A 13,700-nucleotide genomic window follows, 5' to 3' on the forward strand; every position below is an offset into this window, starting at 1 on the left:
GCAAGGAGACAGGACGGATCATGCAAAGGCTGAACGCCGGTCTTCCTGCGGTCATCCTTGAGCGGATCCGATCGCGCCGGAAACTTGCAGAGCAAGCTCCGCCGGCACAAGATGAGGCGCAATCGGGCATTCTTGTTGCCTCGTACAACGTCCACAAATGCGTCGGCACGGACGGGCGTTTCGACCCGGAGCGCACCGCGCAGGTCATCCGTGAAATCGATGCCGATGTCATCGCCTTGCAGGAAGCCGACAAGCGCTTCGGCGAACGCGACGGATTGCTGGATCTTTCCCGTCTCGAACGCGAGGCGGGGCTCACCCACGTCCCCGTTCCGGGCCGCGCCAAGGCGCATGGCTGGCATGGAAATGTCGTGCTTTTCAGGCGCGGCAGCGTCCGGGACGTGCATCAGATCAAGCTGCCGGGTCTGGAGCCGCGTGGCGCAGTGGTTGCGGAAATCGAATTGGAAGCAGGCGGAGCAATCAGGATCGTTGCCGCGCATTTCGGCTTGCTGCGCCGCTCGCGGACCCGACAGGTCAGCACGATCCTGGACATCATGAGTGGCAGCGACGAGACGCCGTCCTTGCTGATGGGCGATCTCAACGAATGGCGTCTCAACGGCCGTTCGGCGCTAAGCCTGTTCGAAACCGCCTTTGGCGGATTGCCGCCTCCAGTGCCTAGCTTCCCCTCGCGATTGCCGTTTCTGGCGCTAGACCGCATCATCTCCAATCGCAACGCGATCGTGTCACCCATCATCGTTCATGACACGCCGCTCGCCCGCATGGCTTCAGACCATCTGCCCATCAAGGCGTTCGTTACACCCGCATCGACGCGCGGCAGCGGGGAACGCGAAGCCGCGTGAACTCTGGAGTCGCAATCAGGAAACCGCACCGGGCCGATCAGGCGTCATCTCGATCAGTATTTATCGTGCAGCCTTAGCCAACTCATCGTGCCGCCGGTCTCGTTGCGACCCTTGGGGGCGAGATCGAGCCAATTGAAGGCGCCCATCAGCAGTTCGGTTCCACGGTGATAGGTCGAGTAGCTGTGGAACACGTCTCCAGCCTCGTCTTTCACGAAAATGCTGACGCCGAACATGTCAGGACTGTTACGGATGGGCGTGAGACCGTAATTATAGGCCGCGCGTCCGGCGACCCGATCCTCTTCCTTGAACGACACGCCGAAATCATAATTGAAATCGCCCTCGCCGGAGGACACCCAGGGGAAGGTCCAGCCCATGCGCTTCTTCACCGCCTCGATCCTCTGGATCGGCGCACGCGATACGGCGGCAAATGACAAATCGGCCTGTTCGAAATGCTGGCGGGCGCCATCGACATGATCGACCGTATAGGAACAGCCGGGACAGATGTGGTCTGATCCGGGCGTCAGCATGAAGTGGTAGATCGCGAGTTGGCTGCGGCCCGCGAACAGGTCGCTTAACGTACGCTCGCCCTCAGCGCCCTCGAAGCGGTAGGGCTTGTCGACTCGAACCCACGGCATTTGCCGGCGCTCGGCCCGCAATGCGTCGAGTTCGTGGGTCATGGCGCGCTCTCTGGCAAAAAGCTTCTTGCGCGCGGTCAACCATTCTTCGCGTGAAACAACTGGATGGGTCATTTTCTGTCTCCGTCGGTTATCGGTTCAATGGGTCCGGTATGGGCTGACGAGCTTCAGCCAGGGCGGCAGGTGAAAAAGGCTCATCAGCAGATACATCATGGTCATGCCGTCGATCGGCAGCAGGCCGGGGTTGGCTGAACAAAGCATCGTTGCATTTGTCCCGTATGCCGTAGCCAGCGCCATGAGCGCGAAGATCGGCGAAGGCGCGTAGGCAAGTACACCGGCCACGCCGCTCAGTTGCTGCGCGGGAAGCTTTTCGTTCTGGGCTGACATTGTCATTTTTCGGCTCCCGGTCGATTGTCGCTGTTCCTGCCAAGCGGGAACAGGTGAAGCGTAAGCCGGGAAAGCGGTCAGGTGAGAGTTACAAGTTTGACGGGATTTCAATGGACTCGCTGATCACGGCCGCCGCCCGCGCGCTGGCGGGCGGAGATATGCTGACGGCGCTGAAGCATGTTGCGCTGCGCAATGACGCGCCGGCACTGGCCCTGCGTGGCATCGCAATGGCGCAACTTGGCGATTTCGCCCGCGCGAAAGACCTGTTGCGAAGTGCTGCCCGCGCGTTCAGTTCCCATGAAGCGGCGGCCCGCGCCAGATGTACCGTGGCCGAAGCGGAAATCGCGCTGGTTTCCCGCGATCTGAACCACCCCATGCGAACGCTCGGCCCGGCACAGGCTGTCCTTGAAGCCCATGGAGATCGGACAAATGCCGCTCACGCCGGTTATCTCGGCGCGCGCCTGCATCTGCTTGTCGGCCATCTTGCAGAGGCGGAGCGAATATTGGCGGAACTCGATCCCGAGATGCTGCTCCCGGCCTCCCGCTCCGGCTATTGGCTTGTTGCGGCCGGCCTCGCGATGCGACGCATCCGGACCAGGGCGGCGCGGGCGGCGCTTGACAGAGCGAAACAGGCCGCGCGCGAGGCCGGGATCCCGGCTCTCGATGTGGAGATCGATCGTGCCTCAAGCCTGCTCCAAGCCCCCGCGGCTCGCCTGAGTTCGCACAATCAGGAACGGCTGCTCGTCCTTGCCGATGTCGAAACGCTGATCGCTTCGGACACGCTCGTCATCGATGCTGGTCGCGCCGTTGTGCGCCGTGGCCCGACGGTCGTTCCACTCGCAAGCCGTCCGGTGCTGTTTGCACTGGCCCGCACGCTCGCCGAAGCGTGGCCCGCAGATGTTACGCGGGAAAGGCTGCTTGCACGCGCTTTTCGGGCGCATCATGCCGACGACTCGCATCGCGCACGGCTACGTGTCGAAATCGGGCGGCTGCGAAAGGCGTTGTTGCCATTGGCCGGCCTGACCGCCACAAATCGAGGGTTCCTGCTGAAGCCACACCGCGCGGGACCGGTCGCCGTGATCGCGCCGCCGATCGAGGACGACCACACCGATGTTCTGGCACTGCTTGCCGATGGCGAGGCGTGGTCGAGTTCGGCGCTTGCTCTGGCGCTTGGCGTCGGTCCCCGCACCGTCCAGCGGGCACTCGAATCGCTCGCGGCAGCCGGGAAGGCCGAGCGTTTCGGGCGCGGCCGTGCCTGCCGCTGGATCGCGACAAACGTTCCGGGTTTCCCGACAGGCTTGTTACTCCCCGCGCGGCTGATATCGGCGTAGTATGCGGACATGAAACACAGACAGGCTGAAATCCTCCGCGAATATGGCCCCTTTGCCGAAATAGACGGCGTGCATGGGGTCAGTTTCGACGGACAGAAAATCTGGTTCGCCTCCGGCGACAGGCTGAACGCGCTCGATCCCGAAAGCGGCGACGTCCTGAGTACGCTCAGCCTTGCCGCAGATGCCGGAACAGCCTTCGACGGCGACCATCTGTTCCAGATCGCGGAAGCCGTGATTCGCAAGATCGACCCCGAGACAGGGGCAATCCTGAAGACGATCCCCGCGCCGGGCAATGGCGGAGACTCCGGCCTCGCATGGGCGGAAGGAACGCTCTGGGTCGGCGAATACCGCAATCGCAGGATACATCAGGTCGATCCGGAAACGGGCGCCGTTTTGCGCACGATTCAATCCGATCGCTTTGTCACCGGGGTCACCTGGGTCGGTGACGAGTTGTGGCATGGCACATGGGAGGGCGAAGAAAGCGATGTCCGACATATCGATCCCGCTACCGGCGAGGTGATCGAGCGGCTGGAAATGCCATCCGGAACCGGCATATCGGGGCTTGAATCCGATAAGGGTGACCGGTTTTTCTGTGGCGGCGGAAACGACCGCAAAGTGAGGGTCGTGCGCCGGACACCATGAAACGCCTTTGCCGCGCATGCACAAGGCGGCGTCTGGACAGAGCGTGCCTGCATCCGCGATTGATTCGCACCGCGGCAGTGTGGATCATGGAAATTCCGGCGGCTGAACCTGCACGAACCGCGTGCAAAACAGCCATTGCGGCGATCATTTGGATGAAGACTCCAGATGGACTATAACACGTCAGCCAACCGCGCTTGAGTGCACTCTGGAATGACATCCGCAGGACGACCGAAACCAGGCATGGAAACCAGCGCCGAACGGATGCGATCGAGGCTTGCTGCCCGCCATGCCAGATAGCGACCTGCCAGATATCATCGATGTCGTCATGGAAATGGGCCGCCAGGCGGATGAAGCGCCTATCCCTTCCCTGCCGGCTGCTCCGGCGGCACCCGACGCCGCTTTGCCCGCACATCTGGAGCAGTTGGCGGATCGCGCGCGCGTCTATGTCGATGCCGCAAGCTCCGCCAATACGCGCCGCGCCTACGCTGCCGACTGGAAACATTTTTGCGCCTGGTGCCGCCGGCAGGGGGTGGAGGCGCTGCCGGCAGACCCGCAGATCGTCGGCCTCTACATCACCGCATGCGCCTCCGGTAAAGCCGATGGCACGGGACGGAAGGGACGCAAGCCCAACGCCGTTTCGACCATAGAGCGGCGGCTTTCCTCGCTGGCCTGGAACTACGCCCAGCGCGGCCTTTCCCTCGACCGCAGGGATCGCGCTATCGCCACGGTCATGGCCGGCATTCGCAACACCCATGCCGCGCCACCCCGGCAGAAGGAAGCCATCCTGCCGGAAGACCTGATCGCCATGCTGGAAACACTCGACCGGGCCAGTTTGCGCGGGCTGCGCGACCGCGCCATGCTGCTCATCGGCTTTGCCGGTGCCCTGCGCCGGTCGGAAATCGTCGGGCTGGATTGCGGACGCGACCAGACCGAGGACGGGAACGGCTGGGTCGAGGTGCTGGACAAGGGCATTCTGGTGACACTGCGCGGCAAGACCGGCTGGCGAGAAGTCGAGATCGGTCGTGGCTCAGCCGACGCCACCTGCCCCGTGGTGGCTCTGGAGACATGGCTGAAGTTCGCCCGCATCGGCCATGGTCCGTTATTTCGGCGCGTGACCGGCCAGGGCAAGAAAGTCGGCGCCGAACGCCTGAAGGATCAGGAAATAGCCCGGCTGGTCAAGCGCACCGCGCTGGCCGCCGGCGTGCGCAGCGACCTCAACGAAGGTGAGCGGCGCCAGAAGTTTTCCGGCCATTCGCTACGTGCCGGCCTTGCCTCATCGGCCGAAGTCGACGAACGCTATGTACAAAAGCAGCTCGGCCATGCTTCGGCCGAGATGACCCGCAAATACCAGCGCAGGCGCGACCGCTTCCGCGTCAATCTCACCAAGGCGTCCGGGCTGTAGGGAAAGCACTCGATTGGCGGGCTTCAGAATCCGCTGATCAGTTCGATCTTCGAGCCGTCGGAAAAACGCGAAAAGCGGAAATTCTTCGGATCGACCAGCGGGGTGCCGCCGGTCACCAGATCGGCCATCAGCCGCCCCGCCGCCGGGCCTATGCCGAACCCGTGCCCGGAAAAGCCGGTGGCGATGAAAAATCCCGGCAAGCTGTCCACACCCGAAATAACCGGAACGGCGTCCGGCGAAACATCGATATAGCCGCCCCAACGCTGCGCGATCTCGGCCTTCTCGAAAACGGGAAAGGCCGTCTTCAAATTGGCGAGCGCCTGGTTCGAGAGTTTTGCCGACGGCTTCGGGTCGAGCACCCGGCAATATTCGAACGGGCTCGCCTCATCCAGCGCCCAGCGCCGGGCAATGCGCGCCTCGTCGAAGAAACGGCTGCCAATCCGCAGATTCAGCGAGCGCCATTCCTTGGCCAGCGCCGGCAGGAAGGCGGCAGCGAAACGAAATGAATCCGGCACGATATCGACCATGTTTTCATGGCCCGAAGCCACCGTATAGCCGCCGTCCTGACGCTTGCGCATGGCGAAGCCATTCGCCCAGATGGCCTGTTCCGGCCCGCCCTCGATCGGTTTGGTGCGCAATACCGTGTTCATGACCTTGAGTTGCGGCAACCGCACGCCATGGAAGCCGGCAAACAGGCTCGACCACGCGCCGCCGGCCAGCACCACGGCCTTGCAGGCAATCGCGCCGCGCTCCGTCACCACGCCGGTAATTGCGCCGCCGGCGGTCTCGACGCCACGCACGGCGCATTCGGTAAGGATCGCAGCGCCCTTCTCGCGGGCCGCTTCGGCAACGGCTGGCGCGGCCTTCTGCGGCTCGGCGCGGCCATCGGCTGCGGTATAAAGCGCACCCTTGAGCCGCATGTTGGCGCCGGCAAACATGGTGTCGAATTCCGCCGCGCTCAACATGCGCGAATCGAGCTGATAGCCGTCGAGGTTGCGGTTCCAGCGGTCGTGCTCGTCATATTCCTTGTCGTCGGCGCAGGTGAAGACGATGCCGGCGCGCTTGTAGCCGGTGTCGCGACCGGTGCGCCGGTCGAGGTCGGCCCAGATGCGCAGCGCTTCCGCCATCAATGGCACCTCACGCGGATCGCGGCGGGAAATACGCACCCATCCCCAATTGCGGCTGGATTGCTCCTGGCCGATGCCGCCCTTTTCGCACAGCGCTACCCGCAGCCCACGCTCGGCCAGTTCCAGCGTTGTCGAAGCGCCGATAATGCCGCCACCGATAACGACCACGTCCACCGTCTGGGGCAGCGTCTCGTCGCCATGGACTGGCACGACATAGGGACCAGGCATTTCAGACAACCTCCTCGAACCGGTGAATGAGCTTTGTTCGCGCGGCCTTCATCGATCAGCAGCGATGCCGACGCAATGGCCAGGCGGGCCTCAATGCTTGCGGCAGGCAACGGCGCAAAAACGGCATGGCTTCACGTCAAGCAGCAGACGCATCAAGTTGCGCATTGCCGACCAGGCTGAATTGCGTCCGGCGTTTTTCGGGATCGGCGATGTCCAGCCGCACGCGGATCGCATCCGTCTCCTTCAGATCCTTGCTGGCGATCCGTGCCGTAACCGGCAGATCGATCAACTGGATATATGCACCGCGATCGCCGACTTCGGTGACGACGGCGGCGAACTCCTCGCCCTCGCGACCTTCGAGCAAAACCGCTTCGGCGAGGTCGAGAACGGCCCTGTCGAGCCGATGGGCCGTCTGCGATGCCATCTCCATCACCGGCGGTAATGTGCGAAAGGTCTCGGCCGCGCCATCCGGCCATTTACCAGTACGGCCAAGCGCGAGCGCGGCCTCGACCACATAGCGGTCGGCCAGCCGCCGCAGCGGCGCCGTGCCATGCACATAGCTTGCGGCAACGGCGGCATGCCATGGCTTCTCGCCTGCCGTCCACGGCGCATAGGAAGCACCACGGCTGGCCTTGCGGATTTCCAGCAGGAAGCCGGCCTCATGTAGATTGCCGACATCCAGCCGCCGTTCCAGAGCAGCCAAATTCTCCTGCTCGCCCCAGGCGATGCCGCGCATGCGCGCACTGATACGCAAGCGCGCAATCGCCCTGGCGTCAGGCTCCGCCAGCACCCGGAACAGGCCACCATGATGATCGATGAAAAGCTGCGCCACGGCCAGATTGGCGGCAAGCGACAGGGCGGCATTGTCCTGTTCGGCGGGTAGCGACGGCCTCAACATCAAGGTGTAGCGGCCGCTCGCGTCACGCGTCAATTCCTGTTCGGGCGCCTCCAGCCGCTCCGCGCCACGGGCATGCTCGGCCGCCCTGATACGCCGTGCAAGATCGCCGAGCAGCGGCGGCAAATCTTTCGGCCGAACCGTCTCGTAACCCAGCTTGGCGCGGCTGCGGATGATGGACCGCTCAACGCCCTCGATACGGCTTTTGCCGTCGCTGGCAATCGCCACGGAAAACACAACCGCAGGGCGTGGCCCGTCGGGCAGCAGGCTGGCTGCATCCTCGCCCAGCATCGCCGGATAGAGCGGCACCCGTCCACCCGGCATATATTGGGTCGTACCGCGCCGCCAGGCCTCACGGTCAAGCGCACTGCCAGGGCGCACGAACCAGCCGACATCGGCAATGGCGTAATGCAGAAGAAGATCGCCGCCAGCCTGTTCGATGTGGAAAGCCTGGTCGAGATCGGTCGAACTTGCCGGATCGAGCGTGACGAACGGCCATTCGGTGCGGTCGCGATGATCCTGGGGCGGCCTGCCGGCGGCTTCGCGGGCCTCGGCGAGCACAGTTGCATCAAAGCCATCGGCGAGGTCGAGTTCGGCGCGCAGCCGCTTCAATCCTTCGGCAAGATAACCGCGTGGGTCGAGCAACGCCTTCATGTCGGACACCTTGCGTCGGCGCGATCTCGGTCAAGCATATCCAATCCTCGCTGTTTCCGGCTCGCAGACTACGAGGCGGCTTCCTAACGATATGTTTCAAGAAACGGAATAAAGGAGGCGCCGAGACGCGGTCAAAGCGACCCTCGACAATCGGCTGTCAGGATGACGGCCATTAGCAAAGGCGGCTTCGAGCCGCTACGCCCGTCGCGTATCGCGCGACTGTTCGCGCCTGGGTTACGCGGCCTGCGCCAATTGTTGCGGCGGCATGCGATAGGCGATCGCCTCGGCGATGTTGATACGCGAGACAGTTTCGCGGCCCTCCAGATCCGCCAATGTACGCGCCAGTTTCAGAACACGATGATAGGCGCGCGCCGAAAAGCCGAATTTTTCACTGGCATCGCCGAGCAGAGAGAGGCCTGCTTTGTCCGGCCTGGCAATCTCTTCGAGCAGGGCGGGAGGACAGTGCGCGTTGGCGCCGGCATTGTTGTCGTGGCCCAGCGCTGCGAAGCGCTCGCGCTGGATGCTACGCGCTCGTGCCACGCGTTCGGCCACCGTCTCGCTGGCTTCAGCCTTGGCCGGCCGCAACAGATCGCCGGCCGACACCGCCGGCACCTCGATGCGCATGTCGATGCGATCAAGCAATGGGCCGGAAATGCGCGCCTGATAGTCCGTGCGGCAGCGCGGCCCGCGCGCGCAACGATGGCCCGGCTCTCCGGCCATGCCGCAACGGCATGGGTTCATCGCGGCCACAAGCTGGATTCGCGATGGATAGGAGACACGGTGATTGGCGCGGGCAATCACGCATGAACCGGTTTCCAGCGGTTGCCTCAGCGCGTCCAGTGCCTGCGGCGTAAACTCCGGCAATTCATCCAAGAACAATACGCCTCGATGGGCGAGCGATGCCTCGCCCGGCCGTGCCCTCAAGCCACCACCGACGAGCGCCGCCATGGAGGCAGAATGATGCGGTGCGCGGAACGGCCTCCGGTCGCTCAATCTGCCATCGGCGAGTTCGCCCGCCACCGATGCGATCATCGAGACCTCAAGCAATTCCCTGGCGGTCAGCGCCGGCAGGATTGAAGGCAGGCGCTGCGCCAGCATCGATTTTCCGGCACCCGGCGGGCCGACCATGAGTAAATTATGCCCGCCTGCGGCCGCCACTTCCAGCGCGCGCTTGGCATTTTCCTGGCCCTTGATATCGGCGAGGTCGGGCAGCGTCGCCGCCTGCTGATGAACGCCGGCTTGCGGGCGCGACAATATCTGTGTCCCGCGAAAATGGTTGGCAATCGCGATCAGGCTGCGCGGGGCCAATATGTCGATGTCCGTGCCGGCCCAGGCGGCCTCTGGTCCGCTGGCATGCGGACAAATGAGGCCCTTGTCCTGCGCATTGGCGCCGATCGCCGCCGGCAATGCGCCGGTGACGGCGGTGATGGCGCCATCGAGCGAAAGTTCGCCCAGCACGACATAACCGTCCAGCGCATCGCCCGGTATCGCGCCGATTGCCGCCATCAAGCCGAGCGCGATCGGCAGATCGTAGTGGCTGCCTTCCTTTGGCAGGTCCGCCGGCGCGAGATTGATGGTCACCTTGCGTGCGGGCATGGAAAGGCCGGAAGCGTGAAGCGCGGCCTGCACTCGTTCGCGGCTTTCCGCCACGGCCTTGTCCGGCAGGCCGACGATCGACATGCCGACCTTGCCGGGCGCAACCATGACCTGGACATCGACGGGCACCGCTTCAATGCCCTGGAATGCGACCGTGCAAACGCGTGAAACCATCCCCTCGCCCCTCGATCCACCGACATTTGCTGGCCGTATTGCCGCAAAAAGCGCCGTGCGAATCCGCACCCGCTTGATAACCCCACTCTAAAGCAAGCACGAATAGCCGATCAAAGGCGATTATATATTTGACAAACCCAACGGATTGAGCGATAACGAATCCAAGGAGTTATCGCCATGTCCGTTCTGTCCCGCCCCTACTTCCACGACGAAGCCGCCGCTTTCGAGCATGTCGAAGAAATCATGTGGCCGCAGGGTCCGGTTTGCCCCAAATGCGGATCAATGGAAAAGCATTACGCCTTGAAAGGCGTTCGCTCCAAGCCGTCGAAAAAGAACCCGCACGGTGTGGAACGTCACGGCCTTTACAAATGCGCTGCATGCCGTGGCCAGTTCACCGTTCGCATGGGTACGATCTTCGAGGAAACCCACCTGCCTCTGCACAAGTGGTTGCAGGCCATCCATCTGATGTGTTCCAGCAAGAAGGGCATTTCCGCCCATCAGCTTCACCGCGTTCTGGAATGCACTTACAAGACGGCTTGGTTCCTCGCCCATCGCATCCGCGAAGCCATGCGTTCTGATGATTTCACCCCCATGGGCGGCAACGGCAAGGCCGTAGAAGTCGATGAAACCTTCATTGGCCGCCTATACGGTGTCGAGAAGTGCAAGGCGTCCCGCGCTCACAAGAACACGGTTCTTACCCTTGTGGAGCGTGGTGGCATCGCCCGTTCATTCCATATCGACGGCACGACCGTTGCCAAGATCGTTCCGATTGTTCGCGCCAACATCGCCAAGGAAAGCCATCTTATGACCGACGAGGCCCGCCATTATCAGCGCGTCGGTAAGGAGTTCTCTTTCCATGGCCGCGTCGAGCATTCGGCTGATGAATATGGCCGCACGGAATATGTCGAAGGCGTCAAGGTGAAGGTCAACACCAATACCGTCGAAGGCTTCTATTCGATCTTCAAGCGCGGCATGAAGGGCGTTTACCAGCACTGTGCAGAACACCACCTGCACCGCTACCTTGCCGAGTTCGATTTCCGCTACACAAACCGCGCCGCGCGTGGCGTTGATGACGCCGTGCGTTCGCTGATCGCGTTGAAAGGTGCCAAGGGCAAGCGCCTCACCTATCGCAGACCTGTTGAACTCTAGGCACGAGCATTACCGCAAACCCGTCCAATTGCAGTTTCCGTTCTGGCGTTATTGCCAACGTAAGAAAAAGCCGGGGAAGTGATTCCCCGGCAGTTGAGTTGATCGGAAGGATGAAGCGGCCTACGCCGCCGTTATCCGCTCACGGCAAGCCGCGCCAGTGTCCGCAGACGTATTCAGTGCGTCCGAACCGGCAGCGCGTATAGGGATTAACCCATACCATCGTCATCTCCTTTTTCAGGGCAATGGACCTTGAAAAGAGACGGTGGAAATGCGAATCTAGGGGTGGAAGCGTCCTAGCATCGCGAGGCTCACCGCCTCTTTTCGATTGCTTGGTCATCTAGAGCCGCCATCTCGTCTCACCGGGATTGGCGGCTTTCTCTTAGTCTCCCCTCTGACGCCAATGGCCAGAGCGTGAGGGGCTAATCAACTCTCATTAGGCGGTGTGGACGAATTGACTCAGGTATAAATTTGAGGGTTCCGCGAAAGAATCCGGTCTGATTCATGGATTGCCGACTGATTCTGGAGGTCGGCGATGTCCACGAAGATGACGGAAACGGATTGGGCGGTGGCGCTGGAGGTCTTCCGGGCCTCGCTGCCACGGCGCGGAGCCAAGGGCCGGGACGACCGGCTGTTCCTGGAGGCCCTGCACTATTTCTCGGTCCACAACATCATCTGGCGGGCGCTGCCGGAGCGCTTCGGCAAATGGAACAGCGTCTGGAAACGGTTCGACCGGCTGAGCAAGGCGGGTGTGTTCGAAACCTTCTTCGACCACCTCGCCGCGCTCTCATCGTCGGCGCATCTGGTGCAGATGTTCGATTCCACCGTAGTGCGTGCGCATGTGTCGGCCGCAGGTGCAAAAGGGGGCAGGAAGGTCAGGCCCTCGGCCGCTCGCGCGGCGGCTTTTCGACCAAAATCCATCTGAAGACGGATTTCGACGGCCATCCCATCGCCTTCGACCTGACTGGCGGCGAGAAGGGGGACGCGCCACACTTTCCCATCCTGCTCGGCCTCGGTCCCGACGTCGAGCCACGCGCGGCGATCGGCGACAAGGGCTACGCCAGCAAGGCCAATCGCCAAGCCGCGCGAGACCGCGGCATCGTTCCCGTCATTCCACGCAAGGCCAATGAGAAGGAGAAGCCGGCCTTCTTCGCCAAGACGCTCTACAAAGGCCGTGCCCGCATCGAGCAGGCCGTAGGCAAGCTCAAACGCTTCAAGCGCGTCGCACTACGCTGCGAGAAGACGAAGCGAAACTTCGCTTCCTTCGTCGCCCTCGCCGCCGGCTTCGTCTTGGTCAAATCCGTCCACACGGCCTAACCTTCTCCTTCGTCGTTTTCTTGCTCGGCATATTGCTTTTGCTTCGGTCGATCATCGACAGGAAAGCAAAAGTCGAGAACGGCCCCAAAGGTATGGAGAAATCTGTCCCTGTCCTGTTTTTGCCAAGACTGCCCGCTAGACGGAAGGCTTGCCATCAGCCCAGAAAGTGCTGGAGGGAGGACAGAAAATGCCGTCCCTGCTGGGTTGCCGTTTCCCTGCTGCTTGCTTGCAGGTCCCTTTTGACGCGCCGCAGTCGGCTTGGCTGCGATTGTGCTCCGCTGTGGCTTTCTTGGTGTCGCCTTAGGCTTTTCCGGGGCGATACCCGCCGCCGAAAACAGACCTGTGAACAGAGTGACCATTCGGGATTGTTGACCGACCGGCGAATAACTGCGGAAAGCATCTCGTATGCGAACCTCGTCGTCAGTCGCAGGATCAACATAGGACAATGCATCGGCATAAGCCGCGTTGAGCCATTCTGCCAAGCGCGCTTTGAACTCACCTTCTGGAGCGAGTCGAAGTCCCTCCAGTATTGGAGTTGGCTTCGCATCATCCCCAATCAGATCCAGGGTTTGCAGGGCCTGCAAGGTGCGCGGTATCAGGCTGCCGGAAATACCGGAGCGCGCAAGAACATCGGTATCCACCGGCGTCTGGAGTCCTTTATTCCGATGCCGATCGATCAAAGCGAGAATTGCAGACGCAGGCGCGTATGGTGCGGGGTGATCAGCTGTAACCGGCATTGCGTAGTTCTCCGCCAGAATCGTTAAAACCACTCTGTACCGCCCTAGAGATCATGTCAATTATTGGTTTTGTTCGCGTTTTGAATTGTCGGGTATTAGAAATTGCACTATAAGCATTTGATTTTTAATGATAATTATTCTATCTTCCGAGTTGTATCGGAACCGTGCGAGGAACGCTTATGTCGAATTGTGTGGATAATTGCCGAATCATCAGGCGTGAATGCGGAGGATGGCTTGGATTTTCTGCTTGTGATGACGGCCTTAACGTTGGTGTCGTCGGGCAGTCGCAGGAGCAAACCGAAACGCTTCTCGCGCATGCTACAGAACGCTGGCGCTTTCTGCTAGGATCGCAGTCCGGCCAAGAAAAGGACGACCCGACTGATGGCGGACGTAAAGAGTAAGACCCAGCGCGAGAAATTCGAAGAAGCCGCCCGTGATCTGGAAACGGACGACTCGGAAGAAGCCTTCGACGCGAAGCTAAAGAAGATCGCGAAAACGCCGCCGCCCAAGGATGACAAGCGCAAGCCGTCGTGATTGCCTACGTCGTCAGCTTTCTGGCGTGTCTTTCTGCA

The 13,700-nt window shown here is 61.9% G+C and carries 13 protein-coding genes and 1 pseudogene; 8 read left to right on the forward strand and 6 right to left on the reverse strand.

Features of this window, described 5'->3' with window-relative positions:
- The first annotated feature begins 20 nt into the window (after window positions 1-20).
- On the forward strand, window positions 21-857 hold the full coding sequence (locus tag BFN67_RS05975) for an endonuclease/exonuclease/phosphatase family protein (protein WP_080918810.1): 837 nt from the start codon (window positions 21-23) through the stop codon (window positions 855-857).
- A 53-nt stretch (window positions 858-910) separates the two neighbouring features.
- On the opposite strand, the gene BFN67_RS05980 is transcribed toward BFN67_RS05975, so the two are convergent.
- Both BFN67_RS05980 and BFN67_RS05985 read right to left on the reverse strand, forming a co-directional pair.
- A complete protein-coding gene (locus BFN67_RS05980) occupies window positions 911-1,606 on the reverse strand; it encodes a DUF899 domain-containing protein (RefSeq protein ID WP_080918732.1) in 696 nt (231 codons plus the stop codon).
- A gap of 24 nt (window positions 1,607-1,630) precedes the next feature.
- Window positions 1,631-1,885, reverse strand: coding sequence for a hypothetical protein (locus BFN67_RS05985; RefSeq protein WP_080918733.1), 255 nt, complete (start codon window positions 1,883-1,885; stop codon window positions 1,631-1,633).
- A 104-nt stretch (window positions 1,886-1,989) separates the two neighbouring features.
- On the opposite strand from BFN67_RS05985, the gene BFN67_RS05990 reads away from it, so the two are divergent.
- The 3 genes from BFN67_RS05990 to BFN67_RS06000 all read left to right on the forward strand — a co-directional run bounded on the left by BFN67_RS05990 (window position 1,990) and on the right by BFN67_RS06000 (window position 5,254).
- Window positions 1,990-3,210 (forward strand): helix-turn-helix domain-containing protein, encoded by a 1,221-nt coding sequence (locus BFN67_RS05990; protein WP_080918734.1) that lies wholly within the window; start codon window positions 1,990-1,992, stop codon window positions 3,208-3,210.
- 9 nt (window positions 3,211-3,219) lie between these two features.
- Window positions 3,220-3,852 (forward strand): Vgb family protein, encoded by a 633-nt coding sequence (locus BFN67_RS05995; protein ID WP_080918735.1) that lies wholly within the window; start codon window positions 3,220-3,222, stop codon window positions 3,850-3,852.
- Between the two features lie 286 nt (window positions 3,853-4,138).
- Entirely contained in the window at window positions 4,139-5,254 is a 1,116-nt protein-coding gene (locus BFN67_RS06000) for a site-specific integrase (protein ID WP_080918811.1), read from the forward strand.
- A gap of 23 nt (window positions 5,255-5,277) precedes the next feature.
- Here the strand turns inward: BFN67_RS06000 and BFN67_RS06005 are convergent, their stop codons facing one another.
- The 3 genes from BFN67_RS06005 to BFN67_RS06015 form a co-directional block, all read right to left on the reverse strand.
- On the reverse strand, window positions 5,278-6,609 hold the full coding sequence (locus BFN67_RS06005) for an NAD(P)/FAD-dependent oxidoreductase (protein WP_080918736.1): 1,332 nt from the start codon (window positions 6,607-6,609) through the stop codon (window positions 5,278-5,280).
- A 136-nt stretch (window positions 6,610-6,745) separates the two neighbouring features.
- A complete protein-coding gene (locus BFN67_RS06010) occupies window positions 6,746-8,158 on the reverse strand; it encodes an RNB domain-containing ribonuclease (RefSeq protein ID WP_080918737.1) in 1,413 nt (470 codons plus the stop codon).
- A gap of 234 nt (window positions 8,159-8,392) precedes the next feature.
- The gene (locus BFN67_RS06015) at window positions 8,393-9,928 is read right to left on the reverse strand and encodes a YifB family Mg chelatase-like AAA ATPase (RefSeq protein ID WP_080918738.1); all 1,536 of its coding nucleotides are present in this window, start codon (window positions 9,926-9,928) and stop codon (window positions 8,393-8,395) included.
- Window positions 9,929-10,105: 177 nt separating this feature from the next.
- On the opposite strand from BFN67_RS06015, the gene BFN67_RS06020 reads away from it, so the two are divergent.
- The 3 genes and pseudogenes from BFN67_RS06020 to BFN67_RS25170 all read left to right on the forward strand — a co-directional run bounded on the left by BFN67_RS06020 (window position 10,106) and on the right by BFN67_RS25170 (window position 12,391).
- The gene (locus tag BFN67_RS06020) at window positions 10,106-11,077 is read left to right on the forward strand and encodes an IS1595 family transposase (protein ID WP_080918739.1); all 972 of its coding nucleotides are present in this window, start codon (window positions 10,106-10,108) and stop codon (window positions 11,075-11,077) included.
- Window positions 11,078-11,621: 544 nt separating this feature from the next.
- Window positions 11,622-11,828 (forward strand): annotated as a pseudogene (locus tag BFN67_RS25165) (transposase); the annotation flags it as partial.
- A complete protein-coding gene (locus BFN67_RS25170; protein WP_158083480.1) occupies window positions 11,780-12,391 on the forward strand; it encodes an IS5 family transposase in 612 nt (203 codons plus the stop codon). The pseudogene BFN67_RS25165 and the gene BFN67_RS25170, both read left to right, overlap by 49 nt.
- On the opposite strand, the gene BFN67_RS06035 is transcribed toward BFN67_RS25170, so the two are convergent.
- Window positions 12,388-13,128 carry a DUF5343 domain-containing protein gene (locus tag BFN67_RS06035; protein WP_080918741.1) on the reverse strand — a complete coding sequence of 247 codons (741 nt, stop codon included), beginning with the start codon at window positions 13,126-13,128 and terminating at the stop codon, window positions 12,388-12,390. The genes BFN67_RS25170 and BFN67_RS06035 overlap by 4 nt on opposite strands.
- A gap of 381 nt (window positions 13,129-13,509) precedes the next feature.
- Between BFN67_RS06035 and BFN67_RS24480 the strand changes: the two genes are divergently transcribed.
- Complete coding sequence (locus BFN67_RS24480) at window positions 13,510-13,662, forward strand: hypothetical protein (protein ID WP_192856766.1); 153 nt, start codon at window positions 13,510-13,512, stop codon at window positions 13,660-13,662.
- The last annotated feature ends 38 nt before the right edge of the window (window positions 13,663-13,700 follow it).

The sequence above is a fragment of the Manganibacter manganicus genome, from assembly GCF_002075885.1.
Taxonomy (GTDB): domain Bacteria; phylum Pseudomonadota; class Alphaproteobacteria; order Rhizobiales; family Rhizobiaceae; genus Mesorhizobium; species Mesorhizobium manganicum.